Annotated in this window: 28 protein-coding genes; 26 read left to right on the plus strand and 2 right to left on the minus strand. The window is 63.5% G+C overall.

The window, feature by feature from the left end; genetic code table 11:
* Window positions 1-2: 2 nt before the first annotated feature.
* The 10 genes from AC1D0A_RS11760 to AC1D0A_RS11805 all read left to right on the plus strand — a co-directional run bounded on the left by AC1D0A_RS11760 (window position 3) and on the right by AC1D0A_RS11805 (window position 8,480).
* The gene (locus AC1D0A_RS11760; protein WP_476945866.1) at window positions 3-833 is read left to right on the plus strand and encodes an MBL fold metallo-hydrolase; all 831 of its coding nucleotides are present in this window, start codon (window positions 3-5) and stop codon (window positions 831-833) included.
* Window positions 834-859: 26 nt separating this feature from the next.
* Window positions 860-2,452 carry an ABC transporter substrate-binding protein gene (locus tag AC1D0A_RS11765; RefSeq protein WP_476945867.1) on the plus strand — a complete coding sequence of 531 codons (1,593 nt, stop codon included), beginning with the start codon at window positions 860-862 and terminating at the stop codon, window positions 2,450-2,452.
* A gap of 79 nt (window positions 2,453-2,531) precedes the next feature.
* Window positions 2,532-3,206, plus strand: coding sequence for a cysteine hydrolase family protein (locus AC1D0A_RS11770; protein ID WP_476945868.1), 675 nt, complete (start codon window positions 2,532-2,534; stop codon window positions 3,204-3,206).
* Window positions 3,207-3,241: 35 nt separating this feature from the next.
* The gene (locus AC1D0A_RS11775) at window positions 3,242-4,009 is read left to right on the plus strand and encodes an MBL fold metallo-hydrolase (RefSeq protein WP_476945869.1); all 768 of its coding nucleotides are present in this window, start codon (window positions 3,242-3,244) and stop codon (window positions 4,007-4,009) included.
* A complete protein-coding gene (locus AC1D0A_RS11780) occupies window positions 4,006-4,830 on the plus strand; it encodes an MBL fold metallo-hydrolase (RefSeq protein WP_476945870.1) in 825 nt (274 codons plus the stop codon). Before AC1D0A_RS11775 ends, AC1D0A_RS11780 begins: the two co-directional genes overlap by 4 nt.
* A 42-nt stretch (window positions 4,831-4,872) precedes the next feature.
* On the plus strand, window positions 4,873-5,820 hold the full coding sequence (locus AC1D0A_RS11785; RefSeq protein WP_476945871.1) for a polysaccharide deacetylase family protein: 948 nt from the start codon (window positions 4,873-4,875) through the stop codon (window positions 5,818-5,820).
* Window positions 5,817-6,245, plus strand: a complete 429-nt coding sequence (locus tag AC1D0A_RS11790; protein ID WP_476945872.1) for a cupin domain-containing protein — start codon at window positions 5,817-5,819, stop codon at window positions 6,243-6,245. Before AC1D0A_RS11785 ends, AC1D0A_RS11790 begins: the two co-directional genes overlap by 4 nt.
* Before the next feature lie 59 nt (window positions 6,246-6,304).
* The gene (locus tag AC1D0A_RS11795) at window positions 6,305-7,027 is read left to right on the plus strand and encodes an aldolase/citrate lyase family protein (RefSeq protein WP_476945873.1); all 723 of its coding nucleotides are present in this window, start codon (window positions 6,305-6,307) and stop codon (window positions 7,025-7,027) included.
* Between the two features lie 113 nt (window positions 7,028-7,140).
* Entirely contained in the window at window positions 7,141-7,758 is a 618-nt protein-coding gene (locus tag AC1D0A_RS11800; RefSeq protein ID WP_476945874.1) for a cupin domain-containing protein, read from the plus strand.
* A gap of 2 nt (window positions 7,759-7,760) precedes the next feature.
* Window positions 7,761-8,480, plus strand: coding sequence for a maleate cis-trans isomerase family protein (locus AC1D0A_RS11805; RefSeq protein ID WP_476945875.1), 720 nt, complete (start codon window positions 7,761-7,763; stop codon window positions 8,478-8,480).
* A gap of 14 nt (window positions 8,481-8,494) precedes the next feature.
* Here the strand turns inward: AC1D0A_RS11805 and AC1D0A_RS11810 are convergent, their stop codons facing one another.
* Entirely contained in the window at window positions 8,495-9,424 is a 930-nt protein-coding gene (locus tag AC1D0A_RS11810; RefSeq protein WP_476945876.1) for a polysaccharide deacetylase family protein, read from the minus strand.
* A gap of 89 nt (window positions 9,425-9,513) precedes the next feature.
* Between AC1D0A_RS11810 and AC1D0A_RS11815 the strand changes: the two genes are divergently transcribed.
* The 16 genes from AC1D0A_RS11815 to AC1D0A_RS11890 all read left to right on the plus strand — a co-directional run bounded on the left by AC1D0A_RS11815 (window position 9,514) and on the right by AC1D0A_RS11890 (window position 24,974).
* A complete protein-coding gene (locus AC1D0A_RS11815) occupies window positions 9,514-10,887 on the plus strand; it encodes an amidohydrolase family protein (protein ID WP_476945877.1) in 1,374 nt (457 codons plus the stop codon).
* Window positions 10,884-11,102 (plus strand): hypothetical protein, encoded by a 219-nt coding sequence (locus AC1D0A_RS11820; protein WP_476945878.1) that lies wholly within the window; start codon window positions 10,884-10,886, stop codon window positions 11,100-11,102. Before AC1D0A_RS11815 ends, AC1D0A_RS11820 begins: the two co-directional genes overlap by 4 nt.
* Complete coding sequence (locus AC1D0A_RS11825) at window positions 11,099-12,580, plus strand: amidase (protein WP_476945879.1); 1,482 nt, start codon at window positions 11,099-11,101, stop codon at window positions 12,578-12,580. Before AC1D0A_RS11820 ends, AC1D0A_RS11825 begins: the two co-directional genes overlap by 4 nt.
* A gap of 980 nt (window positions 12,581-13,560) precedes the next feature.
* The gene (locus AC1D0A_RS11830) at window positions 13,561-14,529 is read left to right on the plus strand and encodes a 3-carboxyethylcatechol 2,3-dioxygenase (RefSeq protein WP_476945880.1); all 969 of its coding nucleotides are present in this window, start codon (window positions 13,561-13,563) and stop codon (window positions 14,527-14,529) included.
* Window positions 14,526-15,386: an alpha/beta fold hydrolase gene (locus tag AC1D0A_RS11835; RefSeq protein WP_476945881.1), complete on the plus strand. Its 861-nt coding sequence runs from the start codon at window positions 14,526-14,528 to the stop codon at window positions 15,384-15,386. Before AC1D0A_RS11830 ends, AC1D0A_RS11835 begins: the two co-directional genes overlap by 4 nt.
* A gap of 5 nt (window positions 15,387-15,391) precedes the next feature.
* Window positions 15,392-16,186: a 2-keto-4-pentenoate hydratase gene (locus AC1D0A_RS11840; RefSeq protein WP_476945882.1), complete on the plus strand. Its 795-nt coding sequence runs from the start codon at window positions 15,392-15,394 to the stop codon at window positions 16,184-16,186.
* A complete protein-coding gene (locus tag AC1D0A_RS11845) occupies window positions 16,179-16,631 on the plus strand; it encodes a nuclear transport factor 2 family protein (RefSeq protein WP_476945883.1) in 453 nt (150 codons plus the stop codon). The genes AC1D0A_RS11840 and AC1D0A_RS11845 overlap by 8 nt, the downstream gene beginning before the upstream one ends.
* The gene (locus tag AC1D0A_RS11850; RefSeq protein ID WP_476945884.1) at window positions 16,628-17,380 is read left to right on the plus strand and encodes an HpcH/HpaI aldolase family protein; all 753 of its coding nucleotides are present in this window, start codon (window positions 16,628-16,630) and stop codon (window positions 17,378-17,380) included. The genes AC1D0A_RS11845 and AC1D0A_RS11850 overlap by 4 nt, the downstream gene beginning before the upstream one ends.
* Window positions 17,377-19,020 (plus strand): bifunctional 3-(3-hydroxy-phenyl)propionate/3-hydroxycinnamic acid hydroxylase, encoded by a 1,644-nt coding sequence (locus AC1D0A_RS11855; protein ID WP_476945885.1) that lies wholly within the window; start codon window positions 17,377-17,379, stop codon window positions 19,018-19,020. Before AC1D0A_RS11850 ends, AC1D0A_RS11855 begins: the two co-directional genes overlap by 4 nt.
* 124 nt (window positions 19,021-19,144) lie before the next feature.
* The gene (locus tag AC1D0A_RS11860) at window positions 19,145-20,140 is read left to right on the plus strand and encodes an ABC transporter substrate-binding protein (protein WP_476945886.1); all 996 of its coding nucleotides are present in this window, start codon (window positions 19,145-19,147) and stop codon (window positions 20,138-20,140) included.
* 70 nt (window positions 20,141-20,210) lie between these two features.
* Window positions 20,211-21,071: an ABC transporter permease gene (locus tag AC1D0A_RS11865; RefSeq protein ID WP_476945887.1), complete on the plus strand. Its 861-nt coding sequence runs from the start codon at window positions 20,211-20,213 to the stop codon at window positions 21,069-21,071.
* Entirely contained in the window at window positions 21,068-21,841 is a 774-nt protein-coding gene (locus AC1D0A_RS11870) for an ABC transporter permease (protein WP_476945888.1), read from the plus strand. The genes AC1D0A_RS11865 and AC1D0A_RS11870 overlap by 4 nt, the downstream gene beginning before the upstream one ends.
* Window positions 21,831-22,667, plus strand: a complete 837-nt coding sequence (locus AC1D0A_RS11875; protein WP_476945889.1) for an ABC transporter ATP-binding protein — start codon at window positions 21,831-21,833, stop codon at window positions 22,665-22,667. The genes AC1D0A_RS11870 and AC1D0A_RS11875 overlap by 11 nt, the downstream gene beginning before the upstream one ends.
* Complete coding sequence (locus tag AC1D0A_RS11880; RefSeq protein WP_476945890.1) at window positions 22,664-23,359, plus strand: TetR/AcrR family transcriptional regulator; 696 nt, start codon at window positions 22,664-22,666, stop codon at window positions 23,357-23,359. The genes AC1D0A_RS11875 and AC1D0A_RS11880 overlap by 4 nt, the downstream gene beginning before the upstream one ends.
* Window positions 23,356-24,069 carry an SDR family oxidoreductase gene (locus AC1D0A_RS11885; protein ID WP_476945891.1) on the plus strand — a complete coding sequence of 238 codons (714 nt, stop codon included), beginning with the start codon at window positions 23,356-23,358 and terminating at the stop codon, window positions 24,067-24,069. The genes AC1D0A_RS11880 and AC1D0A_RS11885 overlap by 4 nt, the downstream gene beginning before the upstream one ends.
* 29 nt (window positions 24,070-24,098) lie before the next feature.
* Window positions 24,099-24,974 carry a VOC family protein gene (locus tag AC1D0A_RS11890; RefSeq protein WP_476945892.1) on the plus strand — a complete coding sequence of 292 codons (876 nt, stop codon included), beginning with the start codon at window positions 24,099-24,101 and terminating at the stop codon, window positions 24,972-24,974.
* A gap of 17 nt (window positions 24,975-24,991) precedes the next feature.
* Here the strand turns inward: AC1D0A_RS11890 and AC1D0A_RS11895 are convergent, their stop codons facing one another.
* The gene (locus AC1D0A_RS11895; protein ID WP_476945893.1) at window positions 24,992-25,696 is read right to left on the minus strand and encodes a GntR family transcriptional regulator; all 705 of its coding nucleotides are present in this window, start codon (window positions 25,694-25,696) and stop codon (window positions 24,992-24,994) included.
* Window positions 25,697-25,783 lie beyond the last annotated feature (87 nt).

Raw genomic sequence — 25,783 nt, forward strand, 5'->3', positions numbered from 1 at the left:
TCATGGAAGAACTACTCGTAGAAACAATGAGCAGCGACCTCCCTCGCAGCGTTGCGAACGGCGTCACGTGGATGAGCTCCTGCCTCCCGTTCCACCTGGCGGACCGTGTGATCCATGGCCACAACTCCACCTACCTCGTCCAGGGCGAGCACTCGTCCATCCTGGTCGACACGGGCAACCCGTCCAGCTGGCCCATCATTTCCAGCACGCTCGATGAGCTGTTGGACGGCCGGCAGCTGACCTATGTGTTTCCCACACACCCCGAGCTTCCCCACACCGGAAACCTTCCGCGGCTCGTGGAGAAGTACCCGGACATCCAAGTGGTAGGCGACATCCGCGACTACCACCTCTTCTACCCGCAGATCGTTCCGAACCTCCACGCAAGGGTGCCTGGAGACCGGATCGATCTGGGCGGGCAGGAGTTCATGGTCGTGGAGGCCCTCATCCGGGACCTGCCCAACACCCAATGGGGTTTCGCACCTGGAGCCGGCGTGCTCTTCACCGCCGACGGCTTCTGCTACATGCACCGCCCCGAGCTCGATGACGAAGACCCTGTACACCTCCCGGGCGAATGCGGATTGACCACCGGCGAGCTGCATGTGCCCATCGCCGTCGAGAACGCCGCCTTCTTTACCGGAAGCGCCCTGTACTGGGCCCGCTTCGCCAACGACGCCGACGCAGTCTATGACCGCGTTCTTCATCTTATTGATGAGATCGGCGTCAAATCCGTGGCCCCCACCCACGGCAACTTCATCAGCAACATCCGCGACGTGGAGCCCATCATCCGGGCCGGCCACAAACAGGCTTACCGATACGAAACTGTTCAGCCGTAGCTTCCCCAATAGACGGAGTCACTGTTATGAAACGTTTGCGTTTGCTCACCGGGGGCGCCGCTGTCGCCCTCGCCACATCCCTTGTCGCCTGCGGCGGTTCACCGCAGGCTGCAGTCAACCCGTCCATCGAAAGTGTTGTTGTTGCCGTCGGGGCATTGCCGGACAGCCTCACGCCGTCGCCATGGGGAGGCAGCGCCTCGCACGTGGTGCTGAGCGGACTTGGCTCGCAGCTCCTTGAGTACAAAGCGGGAGTCAGCGACGGCAAGACGTGCCCCACGCCGTCCACGGAATTGTCCGGTCGGCTGGCAGAGAGCGCCAAGCCCAGTTCGGACGGCACAGGCGTTGTGGTCACGCTCCGCAAGCTCACCAGTCAATTCGGGAACACGCTGTCGGCCGAAGACATTCGATGGAGCTTCGATATCGGCATGAAGCGGCAGCCTGTTATGAAGGGCACGCTCAAGAGCAGCGGCTTCAACGTGGACAACCTGGTCAAGGTGATCGACGAGCACACCGTCCAGCTCAACACCAAAGCACTGACCTCGTACACCGAAGAGTCCCTGCAAAACAACCTGTTCTACGTCCACGACAGCACCGAGGCCAAGAAGCACGTCACCTCGGAAGATCCGACCGCAAATGCCTGGCTGTCGAAGAACCTGGCCGATTACAGCGGCTGGAAACTTGAAGAATTCACGCCGGGCGCCTCGCTGACCGTGACGGCTGATCCGACATGGGAAGGTAAGCGCGGGACTGTGAAGCGCGTGGCCGTCAAGGCCGTCCAAAGCACCGCCACCCGCAGCCAGCTGGTCGAATCCGGCGAAGTCCAGGTGGCCAACGGCTTCGAGTACGACCAGTACAAGTCCCTGGAGAAGTCGCCGGGCGTCACTGTCCTCAACTGCGCCAGCCAGACCCGCGACACGATGATGATCAACACAAAGACCGGCCCGCTGGCTGATCCCAAGGTCCGTCACGCCGTCTCCATGGTGATCGACCGTGAAGCACTGATCAAGGGTGCGTATGCCGGCTTCGGCGAACCCGCCGGGTCCATCTTCCCCATGGTCGAGGATTCCGCAATCTACAAGTTCAACAAGGACGAAGCCAAGAAGCTCCTGGCCGAGGCCGGGTATGCCAATGGGTTCCCGATGACGCTCAGCTACAGTGCCACCCGCCCGGGCCCGGTGGCCGCCAAGTCGGCAGTCTTGCTCCAATCCATGCTCAAGGACGTCGGGATCGACGTCCAACTGCAGAACGTGGCCAGCTCGACCGACTTCTCTACGGCGCTGATCGAAGGCCGCTACCAGGCGGTGCTTTACTCCGAACCGATCGTGATCGCCGACCCGGCGTTCTACAGCTACGCCTTCTATGGAACAGGCGCCCCGAGCAACAGCACCGGCTGGTCCAACCCTGAGTTCGACAAGGCTCGCAGCGAACTTGCCGCCACGCCTGACACGGAGGCAGACAAGCGCACCACCCTTCTCAAGAAGATGGCCTCCCTGGTTGACGACGGGGCAGCCATCCTGTCGCTCGTCGAAACCAGGGGAGTGCTCGTCACCAAGACCGGACTGTCAGGGGCCGTGCCTCTGGCCAACGGCCAGATCTACTTCAACGCCCTCGGCCGCTAGACCGCCAGCAGTCCCGCGTGGTGCCGGCCGGCCGACGTCGAATCCGGCCGGCATCACCTCCAAGAAGAAGGAACCTCCCATGATTGAAATCTGCGGAAAGCAGGTCCGCGACACCCTGCAGGAACTGCTCGACCCGGCCACGACCGCCCTTGTGGTGATCGACATGCAAGAAGGTGCCGTGTACGCCGGCGGCGCAATCGGCGACTCCGGCCACGACCTCAGCATGATGCCCACCGTCGCCAAGCGCTGCGGACGGGCCATCGAGTCGGCGCGGAAGAACGGTGTCCCCATCTTCCATATCCGCGTCGAAAATCTGGCCGACGGCGGCAGCTCACCTGCCGCGTGGCTGCGGGCTCTGTACACGGCCGCCAACGGCCGGCCCATTGACCTGGGCAGGCTCAGCCTCAAGGGCGATCCGGCCACGGAGTTCTGTGCCGAGTGCCTGCCCGAAGACGGCGAGGTCATCATCACAAAGCGCCGCCCCAGCGCATTCGTGGGCACGGAGCTGGCGCTCCTGCTGCGAAGCCAGGGCATCGAATCCGTCGCCCTGGTTGGCGTCTCCACCGGCGGATGCGTCGAGGCCACGCTCCGGGACGCCGTCCACAACGACTTCTATGCCGTGCTACTCGAGGACGCTGTCGGCGCTTACGACACCGTCGTCCACGAATCTGCATTGACCGTGATGAGGGCCCGCCACGATGTCTGCACTCTGGACGAGGCAATCGCCGTCTGGGACTCGGCCAGCGCCTCCTAGGTGGGCCGATTCGGATACGAGGAGAGGAGAAGTCGTTGAATCCCCACACAGCCCAGGCAGCGCTCGCCGTTAACGGCGCCCACAGCCTCATCGGAGACCGCATCCATCGTTTGGGGGCAAACATCATCCTGGACGAGCAGGTGAGCTGGTGCCCGCAGGGTATCCGCGTCACGCAGCCCGTCAATTGCTACCTCATCAAAGGAAGCGCCGGCTCGGTGCTCGTGGACACCGGCATCCGGCTCCACGAGGTGGAGATCATCCGGCAGCTGGAAGCGCTTCTCGAACCAGGGGAACGGCTTGGCGTCGTGCTGACGCGGACGGAAATGGAATGCTGCCTGAACCTTCCCGCCATCGAGGCGCGCTTCGACGTCGAGTCCGTCTGGTACACGGGCGGAATCACGGTTCCGAGGACCACGGCGACGCCGCGGCGCATCATGGTCAACCCGGGGACGTCGCTTGAGGTGGAGGTCATGGACGGGCTGACCTTGGAGTTCGTGTCGCCGCTGATGCGGCTCCTGCCGACGCTGTGGATCTTCGATCCCGTCTCCAAGGCGCTCCTGACCTCGGATGCCTTCACACACGGCTCGTACGGCAGCGCAAAGGCGCCGGCCGGTTTGCACAAGTTCCAGTGGTTTGCCGAGGCCGATACCCGCGGCATTGCGCGGGACGTCGCAGAGGTCATCCGCGAACGCCACGTCGAGGCCATTGGACCGGGCTACGGCGAACCCTTTGTTGGCCTGGCCGAATCCGCTGCGGAGGCCACGGCATTGGCCGAGGCCATCAGGAAGGTGGGCATCCAATGAATCCCTACAACCACGGAGAGGAGCCCACCACGGGCCGCGTCCTCGCCGACGGCGTTCACTGGCTGGGCGGCTGCCTGTCGGCCAGCGCTGAAGGCCAGGAAGTCCACTACCACGTCTCGTCGTACCTCGTGATCGGCTCCCAAGCGTCGATCCTGGTGGACACGGGAGATCCGGCGCACCGGGATACGGTCCTGGCGCAGCTGGACCATGCACTGGGCGGGAGGCCACTTGACTACGTCTTCCCGACCCATCCGGAAATCCCGCACGCGGGCAATCTCCCGGTCTTGCTGGCCAAGTACCCCTCGGCTGTTGTTGTGGGCGATGTACGAGACTACGCACTCCATTTTCCGGAGTACAAGGACCGGCTGAGGGCCAAGGCCGCGGGCGAGTCACTGGATCTCGGCGACAGGGAGTTCCGCTTCTTTCCGGCGTACATCCGCGACTTGGAGAACACGCTCTGGGGGTATGACTCGGGTGCACGAATCATGTTCGTCTCCGACGGCTTTTCCTACATCCACGACATACCGGGTCCGGAGGACGAAGACGAGCCGGTACACCTGCCAGGGCAGTGCCGCTTGCTTTCCAGCGAGATGCCGTCGCCCCCCTCGGTGGAGCAGGCCGCCTACGGCACCGGACGCGCGCTCTACTGGACCAAATTTGTCGACGTCGGCAGGGCCTTCCAGTGCATTGAAGACACCCTGGAGTCCTATCCCGCCCTGATGATCGGGCCCGCGCACGGAAATGTTATTGACGACGTCGACAGCATGCTCAGGACCTCACTTGCCGCCCATCGGAAGGTCTACGAAGGACAGGCGTTGTGAAGTGAAGTCTCATCAATCTAATGAACAAGCAAGGAGAAGCCAATGCGGGACCTGATTGGATATGGGGAGAACCCTCCGGTTGTCACGTGGCCGCACGGCGCGAAAGTTGCTGTCTCCGTGGTGCTGAACTACGAGGAGGGCGCCGAGAGTTCCATTGAGGCCGGCGACGAGCGGGACGAGGACGTCTCGATCTTCGGCGGCTGGTCCGCCGACCCCTCGCGGCGCAGCCTCATGAAGGAGTCCTTCTTCGAGTACGGCAGCCGCGTGGGCATCTGGCGCTACCTCGGGATGCTGCGCGAGTACAACGTCCAGGCAACGGTAATGGCCTGCGGTGCGGCCCTTGAACGGAATCCGGACGCAGCCCTGGCCATGGTGCGGGACGGACACGAGATCTGCGCCCACGGCTACAAGTGGCGCGGAACCGTCGGAATGGAGCCGGAGGAAGAGCGGCAGGAGATCCGCAAGTCTCTGGCCGCAGTCGAGGCTGTTTCCGGAGTGAGGCCGGTGGGCTGGTACGTCCGGGAGGGCATCACCGAGAACACTCGGACCATCCTGGCCGAGGAAGGCGTGCTGTATGACTCGAATTCCTACGCAGACGACCTTCCGTACTACGTGCAGGCAGGCCCGAGCCGCCACCTTGTGGTTCCGTATTCGGGCGACACGAACGATGCCCGTTTCTGGGGCAACGGAAGCCTCGGCACGGGAGAGGACTTCTTCAACGTCTTGAAGGACTCGCTCGACTGCCTCCTCATCGAAGGCGAGACCGTGCCGAAGATGATGTCGGTGGGGCTGCACCTGAGGATCGGCGGCCGGCCCAGCGTTGCACACGGAGTGCGTAGGTTCCTCGAATATGCGCTTTCTAAGCAAGGGGTGTGGTTCGCGACCCGCGAGGAGATCGCGCGGTGGTGGATGGAGCACCCGCCTGTACGGGCCGACACTCTGCAGCCCGACACCGTCGCGGCCGAGGCCGCCTTCGAAGGCGCGGCATGATGCGCCCCGGCTCCAGCGGAACAGCCACGGTCAACATCGACCGGCTGGTGCACAACGTCCACGAGCAAGGCTTCACGGCCTTGGACAAGGTTGGGCTCAACGGTCAGCGCGACCAAGGCCTGGTCAGCACGCTCATCTCCCGGGATCTCAGCGGCTCCGACGATATGAGCGTCAGCTGGGGGAAGATCCTGCCCGGTCAACACCACCTGTGCCATCACCACCCGGACGCATCGGAGTTCTACGTCGTCCTGAGCGGAGCACCCATCGTCCATCTCGGGAGCACCAGCTACCGAGCAAAACCCGGCGACGGCATCTATATTCCCCGCGGAACCACGCATGGACTCACCAATGACAGTGAAGAAGACGTGGAGCTCATTGTGGGGGTCAGCAAGCCCGCGGACTGGCAGTTCGTCCCCGACGAGTGACCGCACCGGCACTTTGTCACCGCTCTTTCCCGCGCCACCACCTCCAGGAGGAACCTCCCATGACCCAGGAACCAGCCGCCGCCCTTGAACGCAGCGTCGGTATGATCACTGCCGATCCCACCCCCACTTTGCTGGCCCTCCTAGCCCACGCCACCGTGGACTTCCTGGTCCTCGATGCGGAGCAGACCGGGATCACCGTCCAGCAATGCAGCGATGTGGTGCAGCGACTGGCCGGCTCCGGGGTGAAGGTGGCCGTGCGTGTACCGGATTTGGAATGGAACACGCTCCTGGCCTTCGCCAACACCGGCGTGGCGGAGATCGTGCTGCCGCAGGTGCGGACGGTTGACGAGCTGGAACGCGCCTACGAGGCCACACGCTACGCACCTGAGGGATCACGTCCGCGGCAGGTGACGCCGGCCTCGGCCTTCGGCAGGGACTACTCCTTCGCCCCCGTGATCTCAGTGCTGTTCGAGACAGCGGAAGCCGTGGAACGCGTCAAAGAATTCGTTGGCAGCGACGCGTTCGGCGGGGGCTGGGTGGGCCCTACCGATCTCGCTGCCGACCTCCTTCGGCACGGGGATGAGCGGCCGGAGGCATTGCAGGAAGCCGTCCAGCGAGTTGTGGATGTGCTTGCCAGCGCTGGCTGCAGCATCGGACTTCCGGCACCCGGCATGGCTGCTGCTGCCAGCGTTTTCGATCGCGGAGCAGACCGCTGTGCCGTCTATTGGGAGAAAGAGCTTGCCTCTCTCCTAGCGGGCTACGTCGATCTGCGAGCCGCGTGAGTATCGTCGGCCAAAGCGGTGGGCTCGCCGAATTTAGGACGCCCAAAAAGCCTCCTGCGAGGAGTCATCTTCGATATACTGACGGAAACCCGAGGACTAGTGAAGGAGTCGGCGTGGACGGCACGGACACAGCAAGCAGCGAAGCAACCGAGTCCCTGGAACGCAACTTCTGGATCGCCCACCTCGGAGCCATGATCAAACACCAGCGCCTCGGCCGGTTCACCGTGGAGGAGCTCGCCGAACGCGCAGGTGTCAGCGCCGGGCTCATCAGCCAGATCGAGCGCGGAATCGGCAACCCCTCCTTTGCAACGCTCCTTCGCCTTGCAAACTCCCTCGAACTGCCGCTGGCCAGCATGTTCACGGATCCCAATGAGGGTCAGGACCACATGCTAGTCCGCCGGGCTGACCGCCGCCGCATTGAAATCCCCTCCCAGGGCATCATCATGGAGCAGATCGTTCCCGATTCGGAGCGCAAGCTGGGGGTCCTCAGCATGACCATTCCGGCCAATTTCGACGGCGCCCACGTTCCGCACTCCCATGAAGGCGAGGAATGTGTCATCCTCCAGACCGGCACGCTGGTGGCCACTGTCGGCGGCCAGGACTTCGTACTGGAAGCCGGCGACAGCCTCACCTACGACGCTTCCTACCCTCACTGGTGGAGTAACCACACCAATTCGGCCGCAGTGATGCTAGCAATCTCCACGCCACCGTCCCTCGGCAAGGCGCACTAAGCGTGGGCGTTCCCGGGCCGGGGACGCGGCTGGGAATTCTTGTCCCCTCGAGCAACTCGAACGCGGAGACGCTCACAGCGTCGATCCTTGCGGAGCAGCCGGATCTGGGCGTCCATTACAGCCGGTTCCGCCTCCCGCCGAGCCTTGTTGACACGGTGGACCTGGGTATTCTCGGCGAAGCTCCGGCATTGCTGAAGGACGCCGATCTGCAGGCCATCGCGTTCCACGGCACCTCAGGTTGCTGGACGGGGATCACCCGCGACCGGGCCCTCTGTGCCGAGCTCGAGGCAGTGTGCGGCGCGCCCGCGACGACCGCCTCCGTGGCCGTCGTCGAGGCCCTCGGCGCGTTGTCGGCAACGCGGATCGGCCTCGTCTTTCCGGGCCCTGGATCCATCGCGTCCCAGATACAGCGGGAGTACTCGCTCCACGGCATCGACGTGCAGGCGGTTTCGGTTCCGGAGGAGGTAATGAGCAACCCGGAGATCGCCCGTTTGGGCACCTCCGCCATCGGCGCCATCATGCGCCCGGCATTCGCGCACGGCCTCGATGCCGTGGTGTGCGTCGGCACCAACCTGCGCTCGGGCTACCTCGTGGAGGGGTTCGAGCAGGAGTTCGGCATCCCCATTGTGGACAGCGCCATCGCTACCTTGTGGCATGTGCTTCACCTGGCCGGCGTTTCACGCCCGATCCCTGGGTGGGGTGCGCTGCTCGCAGGGCAATAGCGACGCCGGTGGCCCTACGACGCCGCCGGTGATCCGTCCGTCGTCGTCTGCTCCGTCGTCGCCCGCTTCCAGGCGTTCACGATGTCCTCGCGCGTCGCGAACCAGACCGCCTTGCCGCTCGCATGGGCAAGGAAACGGTCGAGGGCAAAGGCGTACGCCGGCCGTCCGATGAGCCTAGGGTGCAACCCGACACTCATCACCGAGGGCCCGCCGCGGGGGTCGTCGAGCAGCAGCTCCAGTGCGGCGATCAGGTGGTTGCCGAACGATGTTGCGGTGGGGAACTGCTTGAACAGTCCGGAATCGTTGGTGTCGCCCGCGTAGGGCAGTACCGGGAGCCTCGGATTTTCCTGTCCAGAGCCCCAGTGCGGCATGTCGTCGTTAAAGCTGTTGGACTCGTAGGTGAATCCGTTCCCGGCGAGCACTCTGCGCGTACCTGGATTGAGTCCGTCCCGCGAGTACCAGCTCGTGGGGGCCTGGCCAGTACTGGCCTCGATCGCGTCGCGGGAGGCGAGGATGCGACGCTCCTCGGTGCCGTCGTCGAGGTCCGTGTGCGTGTCCCATTGGTGGCCGTGGTCGGCGATCTCGTGGCGGTCGCGGACGAGCGCCGCGGCGATGGCCGGGTTGAGTTGCAGCGCCACGGCGCAGCAGAAGGCGGTGGCCCGGACGTCGTGTTCCCGCAGGATCCGCAGCAAACGCCACACGCCTGCGCGGGAGCCGTATTCGAAGGCTGATTCCAAGGTCAGGTTCCGGGTAGTGGAGGCGCGAGCCGGAATCCAGTGCGCCCCCAGGTCATTGGCGTTGTCTCCGCGGGGGATGCTCCGCTCGGCGCCCTCCTCCACATTGATGACGAGGGAAACGGCCACACGGGCATCGCCTGGCCAGCGGAAATCAGTAGGAGTTTCGCCATATCCGACGAAATCCCGCTGCGTCGGTCGCATTGCCATCAGCTTCTCCTTCGGGGTTCCGACGCCGCACCGTTGCGGCTATAGTGAAGCGAACTTCGATATGATGAAACTAGCCGAGAGGGGAGCGAATGTCCACGCTCATTCGCGGAGGCACCATTGTTAAGGGGTCCGGGGACAGCGTCATCGAGGACGGTGCGGTGGTCATCCGCGACGGCCGCATTGCCGACGTTCTCGACCGCTGGGGTGCAGGCCGGGAGTTTGCCGGCGACGTCATCGACGCCTCGGGTTGCGTCGTGATGCCAGGCCTCATCAACAGCCACACTCACGGAGTGACCCCGGGTGCCCTGTTTCCCAGTGCGGCGCCGGCTTTGACCGCGGAGCGGTGGATGGGCAACCTGGACAGGCACCTCCTGGCCGGAACCACCACCGTCCTGAGCCTCTGTGGCTTCGCGTCCATGGACGATGTGCGCGAGGCCGACCGCCGGCACGCCGTGAACGTGCGGGGCGCCACGACGCACATGCCGCACTGCCTGCAAGCAGCGGCAATGGCAGACGGCCAGGGACTGACGGCCGAGGCCCGTGAACTCACCGTTGAGCGGATGCTCGATGACGGTGCTGTCGCCATCGGGGAGCTGGGCGGAGGGCAAACGCTGGGCGGGGGAGGTCAGGATCTCGTCTATATCCCCGCGGCGATCCACAAGGTTGCCGGGATCCGCATCACCATCGACCAGGCGAGGCGCATCAAGGAAGCAGTGCTGGGCCGGTTCATCGATGCCAGTGCGCTCAACGTGGTTGCCCTGGCCGAGGCGGCCAAGGAGGCCGGACTCGCGGAGGCATTCACCGCATCTCAACTCGCCAAGCTCGTCACGGACTCTGTGATGCCTTCGTTCGTTCCGGCCATCGAGGGGATCCGGGAAGGAGTCCAGGCGGCGGCAAAGTTCGGCGTGCCGGCCATCGTGCACAGCGCCTCGGCCACCGCCGGCGTCCTGCGGGAGCTCATGCTCGAGCTGGACGGCAGCGGGACCACCGTGATTTCCGCGCACGCAAACCACCCCTCCCACACCCCCGACGAAGCTCGCGAGCTGGCCGTCCTGGGCCGGAAAATGGGCTGGCCTGCCGAGGCCTCGGTGTTCGATCTCCTGCACCGCAAACACACCGTCACCACGCGCGAACACTGGGATCTGCTACTTCGGGAACCGGACCTCATCTCCGTCATCGGCACGGACTACGGGCACGACGGCGACCACGACGAGTTGATCACCGCCGTCCAGGACATCGCGGCACACGGACACCGCTCGTTGGCTGGCGCCGTCGCTATGGCGACCTCGGCCGTGGCGGGGCTCATCCCTGGCATCGCTCCTGGAAGTGGGCGGCTTGAGGTCGGCCGCATCGCGGATGTAGTTGTCGCCCGCGCTGACGATTTTCGCGACGTGCGGTTTGTCCTGGTGGACGGCGTCTGCGTGGTTCGGGATGGACAGCTGACACCGGAGGCTCACCGATGAAACAGTCATTGGACCGTTGCCCAGCACTGACCACTGAACAGCTGGTGGTCATTCGCGAGCTGGTGGGCGACGCAATCGCCCGTGAGGACCTACCGGCTCTGGAAGCCGCGTACCGGGACTTCAGGGCCGGGATGGATCAACTGAAGGCGTCCTTCGAACAGCTGACCCGCGCATCGGATCAGGCCGGCGCGCCGCACACGGCGGTGAATCCGTGACCGAACCGTGGGAGCTGGGCGTCGCCGAGGCGGCTGGCCGCATACGACGTCGAGAGCTGTCGGCGGTTGAGCTTCTCGACTCCGTCTTGGATCGGCTCTACGGCACCGAGGACTACGCCCACGCCTGGTCGTACGTGGACGAGCGAGGAGCCCGCGAGGCGGCCCGCCAGGCCGACGGGCAGACTGCTAGGGGTCAGTTCGGCCGCGGCCTCCACGGCGTTCCCCTGGGTGTGAAGGATGTCATCGACGTCCGCGGGATGCCGAGCGAAGGCGGCTCCGACAGCCTGCGGGGGAACGTCGCGAAGGACGACGCCCGCGTCGTGCATCAACTGCGGGCCAGTGGTGCCGTGATTCTCGGCAAACTTCAAACACATGAGTTCGCCTTCGGCCAAGGGAGGCCACCGTCACGCAACCCCTGGGATCCTGAGCGGTACGCAGGTGGCTCCAGCGTTGGATCCGGCGTCGCAGTCGCCGTGGGAAGCATTCCCGGGGCCCTTGGCACGGATACCGGCGGCTCGGTCCGAAACCCCGCATCCGTCAACGGCGTGGTGGGACTCAAGCCCAGTGCCGGCGTCGTGTCTTCCTCCGGAGTCCTGCACGTCAGCCACACGATGGACCATGTCGGGCCGATAGTCCGGTGCGTCGAAGATTGTGCGGCACTCCTTGACGGCATGGTGGAACCGCAGGCGCTGGCCCGGCTCGGAGGACCGGTGTCGGCCCGGATTGGGAACCTGCCTGCTCCGACAAGGCTTGGCGTTGACCGCCGGATGTGGTCTCAATGGGGAGTAACTCCCGGGGTCACGTCCACGGTGGAGAACGCCCTGTCCGTGCTGGCGGACCTGGGGATGGAGGTCGTGGAGCTGCGGCTCCCCGAACTGGACCTGGCCCTGCATGCCAGCGTCGCGATTTCACTCTCGGAAGCTGCGGACCACCACCGGGAGCGGCTGGGGCGTGCCTCCGGGCAGTATCTGCCCGGTACCCGCGTCATGATCGAAACCGGTGCCCTTGTGTCCCGGGACGATGTCCGTCTGGCCCGGCAGGTCCGGACGTACCTCCGAGCGTTCATACCCGAGGCCATGGTCCGCGCCGGCGTGGCCGGACTGGTTTCGCCCACCCTCCCGGCGATCGCACCGTCCGCGTCCTCGATGATCTCGGAGCTCACCGGCTCCACGGGCGAGGACTCCTTGGCAGCTGCCCTGCGCATGCTTTCCGCTGCGAACCTCACCGGTATGCCCGGCGTCAGTCTGCCTTGCGGCTTTGCGAATGGGCAGCCCGTTGGAATGCACATCATGGGACTTGAACACTCCGATGCCACGGTGCTCGCGATCGCTCGTGCTTACGAGAGCGCCACCCAGTGGTGCACGCACGTCCCGGTGCGGGTGCTGCCTGCCGTTACCGGCACGGGAGTCGAGGCGAGCAGGAAGGGCCGTGACACGGGCAACATCCGCGCTTCGGAGCCCGCCCCTAAAGGTGGCTAGTTTGAGGAACTCATTGACTCGACGGTCATCGCGACGCACATGCCAGGAGCAGCATCGTGGCCGCTCAAGCGATAGCTTCAGTGAGGCCGCCAAGTTACCCGGCGCAAGGAGGGGAGCTCAGGTGGGCCTCTAGGAGTGGCTGGAAAGGGTCGAAAAGGGGTGTGTACAAAGTACACGCTTCGGGCTTCGGACTGGGGCGTACCGGGGCCGGATCGGGCCGGACTCCGCATGTTTCCGCGGTTGCCCAGTGCTTGCAAGGGCTGGAATGCAGTTCGAGTCCCACCTCGGGCACGTGTTTTCCCTGTTCAGGGGCTCGTGGGCCTCTGGTGTGCACAAATTGTTCACTGATGGGCCCCTTCAGGGGCCCATTTTTGTTGGTTGGCTGCCTCCTCCCGTGTTTGGGTAGCGGCGTCACTCGTTATCTGTTCATGGCGGGGAGTGCCGCTCACTGCATGACCTGACGCTGCAATCGCTGGGGCGAGGAGTCCGTTTTACTTTTTCGCGTACTGCGGCGGCAGGCCCGAAAGAATCCGTGCTTCGTCGACGTATCGCGCGTGATCGACTCTTTTCCGTGCAGCATGTGGACGTGCTGAAACAGCTGATCGATGAGAAGTAATGAGACGTGCCAGATGGCCCGGCCAGCAGCCCCGCGCCCGACTCAAGTTCCGCCGGCGGTCCTTGGCCGAGGCGCCGACCATCCATTGCATCGTCTCGGAATCCATACCGGCCAAGTCCTCGCCGGCGAGATCCCGTGGATCCGGAACGCAGCCAAGGTCTTCCCAGTTCAGGCCCTGCATGCGATCGGCGTCGGCTCGACAGCAGTCAGGTCTCGTTCCCTGGCCATGCAGCCGATGCTAGCGCGACTACCATGCCTTCGAAAGATCTCAATGCCCCCCTGGACGGGCGTTGGCGTCCACAGGAAATTTTCGAAATTTAGTTGACACATGGAATCTAGAATCTAGACTCTAGAGAAGCGTCCAATGGAGGGCGCAGCAGAGAGGATTTCGATGTCACTTGCACTTGCCGCACTGTCACATGCTCCGTCGTTTGGAAACGTTGACCCGGGCGGGACGATTTTTGCCGAGATCAACGAAGCGATTGCCGGTGTACGGTCCTTCGTCGAGGACTTCGACCCAGACGTCACCGTTATCTTCGGCCCCGATCACTTCAACGGCGTCTTGTACTCGATGATGCCTCCGTTCGCTATTGGGGCTCAGGCAGTCGGCGTGGGGGACTATGGGACCTCGGAAGGTCCGCTCCCGGTCGATTCGGAAGTGGCACGTGAGTTGCACGCGCTGACCATCGCGCAGGGGATCGATATCGCCCGTTCGGAACGGTTGGAGGTCGATCACGGCGTGATGCAGCCGCTGGAATTCCTCTTCGGTGCGGGATTCACCCGTCCGTTCGTGCCTGTTTTCGTCAACGCGCTTGGTAAGCCCCTCACTCCCATGTCCCGTATTCGGATGATGGGTGAGGCGATCGGCCGGGCGGCCCAGCAGCTGGACAAGCGCGTTCTCCTGGTGGCCTCGGGCGGCTTGTCGCATAACCCCCCGATCCCGGTGTATGACGGTTCGCCTGAGCCGATTCAGCAGCGCCTCGTTTCTTATTCGCCGTCGAAGGCGGACCGGGCTGCCCGCGAGGGCAAGATCATTGAGGGCATCCAGGCCATTGCGGATGGCCGCGCCTCGAGTGCACCGCTTAACACTGAATGGGACCAGAAGCTGCTCGACGTGTTCCGTTCGGGCTCCCTGACCGACGTCGACAACTGGGATAACGAGGAGTTCATCGCCGAAGGTGGCAGTGCCGCCCACGAGATGCGGTCCTGGATTGCAGCTTTCAGCGCCCTGTCCACCGCGGGCGACTACAACCTGGTGGTCGATCGGTACTGGCCCGTCCGGACCTGGGGCGCCGGGTTCGGCATCACAGCGGCCATCCCCAACGCAGTATGAGCCAGAAGACAATGTGGGAGCAGATCGCGGATCTGCCCCACACCCTTGAATACGTGCAGGTGGGGGAGTGGAACACCCGCGTCCTGTCCGTCGGCGCGGGGGAGCAGACACTGGTGCTCCTCAACGGCACGAGCGGCCACATCGAAGCGTGGACCCACAACATACGGGTGCTGGCCCAGACGTACCGGGTCATCGGATACGACTATCCGGGGCACGGCTATTCGACGCTCGCCGACGCCGACCTGGAAATCCCAGACTATGAGGCACATTTGCTCGGACTCCTCGACGTCCTCGGACTGGATCGGGTGCACCTCATCGGGGAGTCCCTGGGCGGCTGGATAGCGATCAAGTTCGCTGCGCACCACCCTGAGAGACTGCGAAGCGTTGTCCTCAGTGCACCCGGCGGCCGAATGGTCAGCAACAGCTCGATGGCCCGGGTGAGTCCGGTGAGCCGGAAGGCTGTCGAGGAGCCGACGTACGGGAACGTCAAGGCCCGACTGCAAGTGGTCATTCACGATCCTGAACAGATCACCGACGAGCTCGTCGAGGTCCGTCGGGCCATTTATGGGCGCCCCGGCTTCATCAAGTCAATGGAGCACATCATGGCGCTCCAGGTGCCTGATATCCGGGCGCGAAACCAGGTCACCGAGGAAGATTATGCGGCCATCCCTGTGCCGGCATTGCTCGTGTGGACCGACCACGAGCCAACTGGTGGCGTAGCGACGGGCGAGTCTATGGCGGCAGCAATACCGGACGGTGAATTCGTGCTGATCCGCAACGCCGCCCACTGGCCGCAGTGGGAGGACCCGACCAGCTTCAACGACAAGACACTCGACTTCCTCCGCAGAAAGGCCTGACACAGATGTCGGACATCATCACGGAGATCGCTGGAGATCTCTACAACGCGCGCACACTGCGCACCCCTATCGAGTTTGTGCGCCATCGACTGCCGGACAACGACAAGGATGCGGCCTACCGCATTTCCGAGCTCGTGACGCAGCGGCGGGAAGCCGCAGAAGGCCGCTATCGCGTCGGCCGCAAGGTGGGCCTGACCAACCCGATCGTTCAGCAGCGCGCCGGGGTGGACGAGCCCGACTACGGGATCATCCTCGACAACATGACGTTTGAGTCGCCGATTGAGCGGCCGGCGTCGGCGTACTTCCACCCGAAGATCGAAGCGGAAATTGCCTTCGTCCTGAAGTCCGACATCCTGGATTCGGACCTGGCCTCAGTCGAAGCCGCCATCGATTACGTCACGCCGGCAATGGAGCTGGTGGATAACCGCTACTTCAGCTACAAGATGGGCATCGTGGACACGATCGCCGACAACGCAGCCTGCGAGGGTATTGTCACCGGACCGGTTCGCATCCCCTATGGCGAAATCGACCTCAAGCAGGTCGAAATGGTCCTGTACCGGGGAGAAGAAGAACTGACGCGCGGCATCGGCGGGAACGTTATGGGCGACCCCATCAACGCGATCCAGTGGCTGGCCGAAACCTCCCTCAGGATCGGCAAGCCCCTCCGGGCGGGCGAAATCCTGCTCTCCGGGTCCATTGGGCTGATCGTCGACTGGGACCCCAACGTGACGTACACCGCCAAATATTCACACGGGCTGGGAAGCGTCGTCGCCCTCCTGACGGAGGCCGTCGATGCGTGAGATCACCATGGAAACGCGTGTGGCCATCGAGCAGCTCATCTCGGAACTGCTGTGGCGGCTGGACCACGGCAAGGCTGACACCACGTGGGAGCTGTACACGGAGGACGCAGTCACCACCGGACCGCTCGGGAACATGGATGGCCGGGACGCCATCAAAGCCTGGGGCGAACGCCGCGCGAAGATTACCGGCGTCGTTGGACGACACATCATTGGTGGCATTCGGCTGGCATGGGTGGGTGAAGAACTCCACGGCTGGACGCAGTACATGACGTTCCGGGATTCCTCGGAGAACCCGTTGATGCCCGCCAGCGTAGGCGAATTCCGCGAGGTCTACCGGCAAGCCGACGGCGACTGGAAGATCGCACGGCGCGAGATCGCGCCCATCTTCGGCGGGCTGAACGCCGCCGCCCATGCGAAGCGGCTCGCAGAAAGCACAGCCGAATGAAGTGGGACAGCCGCGGCGGGCAAGCGCCGGCGCTTTTGCACCAGGCGCTTCCGTCCCTGTCGGTGACGGAGTGGGCTCTGGCTGCAGGCTACGACGGCGTCGTCGTGGACCTCCAGCATGGCGAGGTCGGGCTGGAAGCGGCGTGCACAATGTTGCGCGCTGCGCCCCGGGATTCGGCGTACACCTATGCCCGGGTGGGAGGTCTGGATCCGGCCCCCATCCTGCGGCTGCTCGACAGCGGTGCACGCGGGATCATCGCACCGACCATCGAGTCCGGGGAACAAGCGCGCATGCTCGTGGAAGCGACCAAGTATCCGGGGGTGGGGAACCGGAGCCTCGGCCCCAGCCGCCCCAACCTGTACCCGGGCCAGCCCTACACCGAGGCGGGGAACCGCGCGGTGTCTACGATCGCCCAGATCGAAACGGTCGCCGGCGTCGAACACGCGGAAAGTATCATCACCACCCCCGGGCTCGACTCGATCTATATCGGTCCCGCGGATCTCGCAGTCTCCTACGGACTCCCGGGGAGGGGGGACTGGGAGGACGGTCCCGTGCGCGACGCCATCGTGTACCTGTCCACGTTGACCAGGGCGCAAGGCGTCACGCTGGGCATCTACTCAGGATCGAGCGCCTACGCCGCTGACCTCTTGGACCGGGAGCTTGTCGACTACGTCGGCCTCGGCATCGACCTTATCTTCCTGGGCCGCGCGGCTCAGGACTCCATCAAGACCCTGAGGGGTACAAAATGAGCGACCGCAAGGACGTTATTATCATCGGAGCGGGCCCGGTCGGATTGACCCTCGCCAACCTCCTTGGACAGTTCGGCGTGAGCACGGTGGTCCTGGAAGGCCGTGACGAACTCATCGACTACCCCCGTGCAGTGGGCATCGATGACGAGGCGCTGCGGACCATGCAGACCATCGGGCTGGTGGAGAAGGTGCTTCCGCACACCGTCCCGGATCAGAAGATCCGGATCGTCAACGGCGACCGCAAAATCCTTGCGGAGATCAACCCCACCACCCGCGAGTTTGGCTGGCCCCGCAGAAACGGCTTCATCCAGCCCCTTGTCGACAAGGCACTCCTGGAAGGTCTCGCCCGGTACCCGCACGTCGAGGTGCGCTTCGGCAGCCAAGTGAGCGCCTTTGCCTCAGATTCCGACGGCGTGACGGCCACCGTCAGTACCGCGTCGGGCGAAGAACAGGTCACCGGCAGCTACGTCGTCGGCTGCGACGGCGGCAGGTCCATGACCCGGCAGCACCTTGGGCTGGCATTCGAAGGCGAAACGCGGTCGACCCGCGGACTGGTCATCGACGTCGCCAATGACCCCATCGGCACCCCTCATGCGGTTTTTGGCGGGGATCCAAAGCGTGGTTACGCGACACTTAGCCTGCCACATGGAATCCGCCGCTGGGAATTCACGATGTTCGAGGGTGAATCTGAAGAGCTTGCCGAAGACGATGCGTTCGTCTTCGACCTCCTTGCCCCGCACGTGCCCGATCCCGCTGGCCTGAACATCATCCGCCGTCGGGTTTACGCCCACCACGCCCGTGTAGCCGAGAAGTTCCGCGTAGGACGATTCCTGCTGGCCGGCGATGCTGCCCACGTCATGCCGGTGGTTGCTGGCCAAGGCTGGAACTCCGGCATCCGGGACGCGCTGAACCTGGGGTGGAAACTCGCTGCAGTGGTTCAGGGGAAGGCCAGCGACAAGCTGCTCGATTCCTATGAAGGTGAACGGCGTGAACACGTCAAGGCCATGGTGGCGTTGTCGTTGAATATGGCGAACCTCGTCACCGACCACAACAGACTGCGCACGGCGGTCCGCGACATGGCAGCGGCCGTAGTAGACAAGATGCCGAAGGCCCGCGCCCGGCTCAACAGCCAGGGCTACAAACCGATGCCCAAGTACGAGCACGGCGTCGTAGTTCCGTCCGAGCTCCCCACGTGGAAGGCGTTGCCTGATCGGGCGGATGCCCCGCGGGCAGTTGGCACGTTGTTCCCGCAGCCCACGGTCCGGAACGAGGAAGGCCGTTCGGTCCTCCTGGACGACGCCACCGGCCAGGGATGGCGGGTCATCGTATGGAACAACGATCCACGGGCGTTCGTCAGCGAGGCTGAGGCGCAGACGCTGGCAGGTCTCGGCGGAACCCTTGTGCACGCCGTGCCGGCCACGCAGCTGACGTGGGCGAAGGCTGCGGCAGCGCCGGGGGTTCGAGTGGTTGGCGACGAAAGCGGCCTGTTGAAGGCCTGGTTCGATGAGAGGCCCTTCTCGGCGATCGTTGTGCGGCCCGATCACGTGGTGGCCGCCGAGTGCATCGCCCAGGAACTGAACGACGTTCTCAAGAAAGTATTCAGCGTGGCCGACGTCACATTGGACTATCAAAACGCATAATAGGTTTAAGAATGCATAATTCGTTGACAAAGACTTAATCAAGAAATACTGTTGCTGCAACTCGTCAGTACAGGCGGTAGGCGGGAAGGCCCGCGCAGCATTCACTCAAGGGAGAGCGAATCTTATGAACATCAAGACAACCCATGCAGCGGCCGTTGGTGCCATGGCACTTGCCCTGACACTCAGCGGCTGTGCCTCCGGCTCTGTGGACGGCAGCGCCTCCACGGCGGCCGCGAGTGGCTCCGCCGGGCTCACCAAAGTCAACTACGGACTGTTTCCGTCCAGCACCGTTGCAGCGCTCCAGGTTGCCATCGACAAGGGCTACTTCGAAAAGCAGGGCATCGACCTCAAATTGGTCGTGGGTGCGGGCAGCAGCGCGGCACAGTTGCCCGCTCTGGCAACCGGGGAGCTCGACTTCATGCTGGCCAGCCCGGTCACAGCCCTGACGGCAACCACGCAGGGCCTCGATGTCCGCATCGTTGACGGTGTTACCCAGAACGATCCCAAGATCGTGGAAGACTCCACTGCCGTGGTTGTTGGCGCCTCCTCGGGCATCAAGAGCGCCCGTGATCTCGAGGGCAAGAAGGTCTCGGTCAACGCACTGGGCAGCATTGGAGAAATCGGCATCCGTGAAGCCGTCGCCCAGGATGGCGGGGACCCGAAGAAGGTGACGTTCGTCCAGTTATCTTTCCCCGAGGTTGCAGCTCAGATTGAAGCCGGCCAGATTGACGCCGGGATGGCGGGTTCGCCCTTCATGCAGCAGGTGGTGGGCAAGGGCGGCCGGGTGGTCAGCGACTTCATCCATGACACGGGCCTGGGCGCGAATGAACTCGTGACGATCTCCAGTGGCAAGGTCGTGGACGGCAACGCTGACCTGGTGAAGCGGTTCCATGCAGCCATGAAGGAAGCTCTGCCGTTCCTGACTGCGAACAATGACCTGATCCGCGCGGCAATGCCTGCTGCACTCGGCACCGATCCGGCCGCCGCGGCGAAAGCCCAGCTCTCCCTCTACAACGCGGACGTCTCGAAAGAGACCATCCAGTTGTTCGCAGATTTGCTCGTCAAATACGGCATCGTGAGCACCAAGCCAGACGTTGACACGGTGATCTGGAAGCCGTAACCCCGCTGTCGGGGCCGCTCGTCGGCCCCGAATGCCTATTGATCGCAACAACTGAGAGCAGAACAAAACCGTGGAAACGCAAACTCCAACCCTGAGCAGCGTGGCTGTGAGCACCCTGCCCACGCGGGAGCACAGAGTGCGTCGTGCTGCCCGGTGGACTGCTGTCGGGCCCTACGTCCTGGGTGTCACCGGCATCCTCGCCGCACTCATCGTCTGGGAACTCTACTCAGCCTTTGGCCCGGTCAGTCAGCACCACCTGCCACCGCCGTCGGTGGTGCTTCCAACATTCTTCACCAACCTGACCTTCACCCAATTCTGGCTGACCATGGGGCAGACGATGTGGGCGTGGTTCCTGGGGCTCGGCATCGCCACCCTTGGCGGTGTCGCAGTTGGCCTGCTCATCGGATCCAGCAGCTTCCTGCGGTCTGCGACGCACACGACTATTGAGTTCCTCCGCCCCATCCCGGCCGTGGGACTGATCCCATTGGCTGCACTGCTGTTCGGACCGAGAATCGGCGCCGAGCTCATGATCGTCGTTTACGGTTGCTTCTGGATCGTCATGATCCAGGTCCTGTACGGCATCACCGATATCGACAAGGTGGCAAATGACACGGTTCACACTATGCGGATGACATGGCTGCAACGGGTCCGCCACCTCGTACTACCCACGCTTTTGCCATACCTGATGACCGGCATCCGGATCGCGGCCACAGTCGCACTGATCCTCGCGATCAGCTCCGAGCTCATCGTCGGCACGCCGGGGATCGGCCGGGCAGTCGCCCAGGCCCAGCTTAACGACAACCCGCCAGCCATGATCGCCCTTATCCTCACAGCGGGCCTGCTGGGCATCCTGGTAAACCTGATGTTCCGCTTCATTGAGCGCAAAGTGCTCTTCTGGCACAGCTCAGTCCGTTCGGAGGTGGCGGTATGATCGTCTTCAAACGCCTGGGTATGTGGTTCGGCCTGCCGGCCATCCTCATTGTTATCTGGTGGGCGGCTACGGCCCAGGGGGTGAACTTCTTCGTCCCCAAACCAGACAAGCTGGCCAGCACGTTTGACAAAGTGTGGTTCAGCGAAAAGTTCTTCACAGACGTTCTGCCCAGCATGGGGCGACTGTCCATCAGCCTCGTGATCTCCATTGTGCTCGGGGTGGTCGTTGGGATTGCGATTGGGCTCTCACGGAACTTGCGCTGGCTTCTCGAGCCACTGCTCGAATTCATCCGGGCGGTACCCTCAACGATCCTCATTCCCGTTCTGCTACTGCTGATCGGTATCAATGACACGATGAAGGTCACCGTCATCGTCCTCGGCTGCCTCTGGCCCATCCTGCTGAATACTGTGGAAGGCGTGCGGTCCCTTGATGAAGTCCTGACCAATACCGCCCGTGTCTACCGCCTGCGTGGATTCGACCGCATCCGCTACCTCGTGCTGCCGGGCGCCTCACCGCTCATCATGGCCGGCATCCGCCACAGCCTCGCGGTCGGCCTCATCCTCTTGGTCGTCTCGGAGATGTTCGCTTCGACCGACGGCATTGGCTATTCGATTATTAACTTCCAAAACCGCGTCGCGATCCCGGAAATGTGGAGCGGCATCGTTCTCCTGGGAATCATTGGAGTGCTGCTATCGGTAGCTTTCCAAGCGATCCAAAAGCGCGTTTTGAGATGGTACTACGGTCTAAAGGAGGCCTCGAATGACGGCTAACAAGTCGGAAGTCCGACTCAGTGTCCAGCAGTTGCGCAGGGTCTATGGTGTAGGCAGCCGCAACGAAGTAGAGGCCGTACGGTCCCTCACCTTCGATCTGCATGCCGGCGAGTTCGCCTGCCTGGTGGGGCCGTCCGGTTCGGGGAAAACGACGCTGCTCAAATGCATCGCCGGCCTCCTGGACCCCACATCCGGCGACGTGGTGCTCGACGGCCGGCGCGTTGCCGGCCCTGCCGAGGGCATGGCGGTGGTCTTTCAGGAGTACAGCCGCAGCCTGTTCCCGTGGCTGAGCGTTGAAGACAACGTCGAGCTGCCGCTGAAGACCTCCGGGGTGCCCAAGGCTGAACGCAAGGCACGTGTCAGTGAGGCTCTCGAGGCCGTCAGTCTCTCCCACGCGACCAAGAGCTACCCGTGGCAGCTCTCCGGTGGCATGCAGCAGCGCGTCGCAATTGCCCGTGCTGTCGCCTCCAACCCCAGCGTGCTTCTGATGGACGAGCCCTTCGCAGCAGTCGACGCGCAAACCCGCGGCGAGCTCGAAGACCTCGTCCGCGACGTCTGGAAGCGCCTCAATATGACGATTCTCTTTGTGACCCATGATATTGACGAGTCCGTCTATCTTGCGGAGCGGGTGCTGGTGCTCTCGAGTTCGCCGACCATCATCCAGGCCGACCTGCACATTGACCTTCCGGACGTGCGCAGCCAGGCTGACACCAGGTCGCTGCACCGCTTCGGCGAACTGCGCCATCAGGTCTACGAGGAAGTCCAGTTCGCCAAGATCAACCCGGGCGGCGAACGGGCGACGGCCCGCGGGGAGTTGCGTTCATGAGTCCCCGGGCCGGCGCTGACGTCAGCACTAATGGAGCCGTCAAGCCGGAAACGGGCAAGCGCCGCCGGGTCCACCAGTCCACGCCGGAAAATGAACGTGCCATTCTTGAGGCAGTCCTGCAGCTCGCTGTCAAGGTGGGCTACGAGGGCACCACGATGGCTGAGGTGGCCCGCGTCTCCGGTTTGCCGATCGGCTCGGTCTATTGGCACTTTGAAAACAAAGAAGGCTTGTTCGCCGCGCTGATCGACTATTGCTTCGAAAACTGGAAGACGCGTCACCGGGGACCGGAAAACAGGGTCATTCTCCGTACGAGCATCGCCGGATCTGCGGCTAATTCCGCCGACCCGGCGAACGCGCAGGAAGCATTCTGGATCATTGGACTGCTCTTTGCGTTGGAGAAGCGGTTGGCGGGGAACGCTGCACGCCAGAAATACCTGGAGGTGCGCGAGGAGATGTACGAACTTATGGTCCAGGCTGTCACGCCGGGGATCCCCGCTGCAGCCTTGCGGGTGAAACCGGACCTCGCCCGTAAGATCGTCATGCTTGGCCGGGCACTGACGGACGGTTTCTACATATCGGCATCCGCGGGGGACGAGATCGACTTTGCCGAGGCGGCGGAGCTCTCTGCGCTGGCCATGGAGAAGCTCGTCCAGCACTACGCCGACCTCGGGGCTGCGGCGGATCAAGCATGAGCGGTTCGGGCCGGGTGGCCTTGGTGATTGGCGGCGGCCGCGGCATTGCGGCCGCCGCGGTCCGCGCGCTGGCCGGCGATGGGTACCGTATTGCCGCGCTTTCGCCTTCCGGGAGCGCGATGGAGCTGGCCCGCAGCCTGGGCGGGGTTGGAACCAAGGGTTCCAACCGGTCCGTGGCGGACCTAAAGGCCGTCACGGACTTGGCGCTGACCACATACGGACGCATCGACGTCGTGGTTAATAGTTCCGGACACGCTGCCAGAAAACCTGTGCTGGAGATCAGCGATGACGAGTGGGCAGAGGGTTACGAGATGTACCTTCTCAACGTCATCCGCATGAGCCGAATCGTTACCCCTCACATGGTTGCCGCAGGAGGTGGGGTGATCGTCAACGTCTCCACGAGTTCCCCCTTCGAGCCCAACCCCAACTACCCGGTCTCAGGCACGTTCCGTGCGGCGCTGGGTACCTTCACCAAGTTGTACTCCGACGAGTACGGACCTTCCGGAATCCGGATGAACAACGTTCTTCCAGGCTTCACCAAAGAGGATCCGAGCACTGTTCCGGGGGAATGGACCAACCGAATACCTTTGCGCAGGGCTGCCAGTACGAAAGAGGTGGCCCGCGTCATCCGGTTTCTCGCCAGCGAGGAATCCAGCTACATCACAGGCCAGAACATCCGAGTGGATGGCGGCGCGTCCCGCTCCGTTTAGGGGCCGACGCTGAAAGAAAGGTTTTAGCTATGTCACTTGGTGTGATTACCGAAATGGGTTATCTCGCAATGCGGACCCGCGACTACGATGGGTCGCTCGAGTTGGCGACTGACGTCCTCGGTCTGCGCATGACACACAACGACGACAACAGGGCCTATTTGTCCGCGGCGGACCGTCACCACGAGCTCGTCTACGTGAAGAGCGAGGAGGACGGCATTGACCATATTGGCCTTGTCGCCGACAGCCCCGAGGGTTTGGAGATCATCCGAAAGCGCCTTGAGGCCGGAGGGTTTCCGATCCTCACGCGGAGCCCCCTGGAACGGGAAATCGGTGAGGGCTTCGCCGTCCTGGGCCCGGAGGGATACGTCTATCACGTCTATGTCGGCATGAAGGCGTTCCGGCATGGTCCAGCGTCCTTCGGGCCGGACCGCTACGGCCACATCAACATCCACCCCCAGAATCCGACGGCGATGAAGGACTTCCTGGTGGAGTTTTTCGGCTTCAAAGTATCCGACGTCATCGGTAAGGACTTCGGCTATTTCCTGCGCTGCAACCCGGACCACCATGGAATCGCGCTCATCAAAGGACGCGGCACACTGCACCACCACGCGTGGCAGACGCAGTCCGTGGCCGACCTTGGACGACTCGCGGACCGCTTGTTTGCCCGGGGCCGTCGTCTGATCTGGGGCCCGGTCCGTCACGGCGCAGGCCACAACATCGCCGCATACTACGTCGAGCCCAACGGCACTGTAGTAGAGCTCTACACGGACCTTGAGCAGATCCACGAAATTGATCGTCCTCCCATCGAGTGGAGCCAGGACGACCGGACGTGGTTCAACCGGTGGGGCGTCTACAACGGCGAAGATTTCCGCTCACATGGGGTCTTCCCGGTTTCCATGGGCTAGCGGTCGCCGTGCCGTTCCTACTCCTGGGACGGCGCGGCCTCTGCGGCGGCGCGGAATTCAGCGTCTTCAATGATGTCGATGGTCCGCATGTAGTGCTCACGCAGCAGTTTGGTGGCCGTCGGCGCATCCCGCGCGATGGTCGCCTCGAGGATCGCACGGTGCTCGGCCTCGATGTCCCGCGATTGCGCACGCTGATCCGGGGCGGTCCACAGCCGATAAAGGGCGGTGGCTTCACCCAAGGTTGCAGCAAAGTCCTGCAGCAGTGGGACAGAGCAGGGTTCCAGCAACTTTGCATGGAACGCCTGGTGGGCGAGGAACCATTCGGACGTGATGTGGTTCGGATCTTCAGTCCCTCGGCGTGGAGTCCGTTCCAGCCGATGGTGGACAGCGAGGAGGTCGGACTCCCACGTGACGTCGCCTCGCTCGATGGCCAGTGTCAGACCGTATTCCTCCACGCGACAACGGAGCTCGCCCAGGCCACGCAACTCTTCCAGCGTGTATTCCGAGATGAAAAAGCCTCGGTTGGGGCGGAACTGAAGGAGTTTTTCGCCGGCCAATCGCACCATGGCTTCGCGGACCACTGTGGAGCTGGCGCTGTATCGCTTGGTCAGTTCGCCAACCTGCAAGTTGGTACCGGGGGCCCATTGTGCAGCGAAGATATCGGCCCGCAGCATGTCGCGGACCCCCACGCTAATCGTCTCTGCATTCGCTTGTCGTGCCATGGATTAAGACTACACATACGCACTGACCATTTGAAAGTGCGTTATTGACCGGAGAATGCATTCTGCGTACAGTTCAAGCAACACCAA

Source organism: Arthrobacter sp. P1_D4 (genome assembly GCF_056406115.1).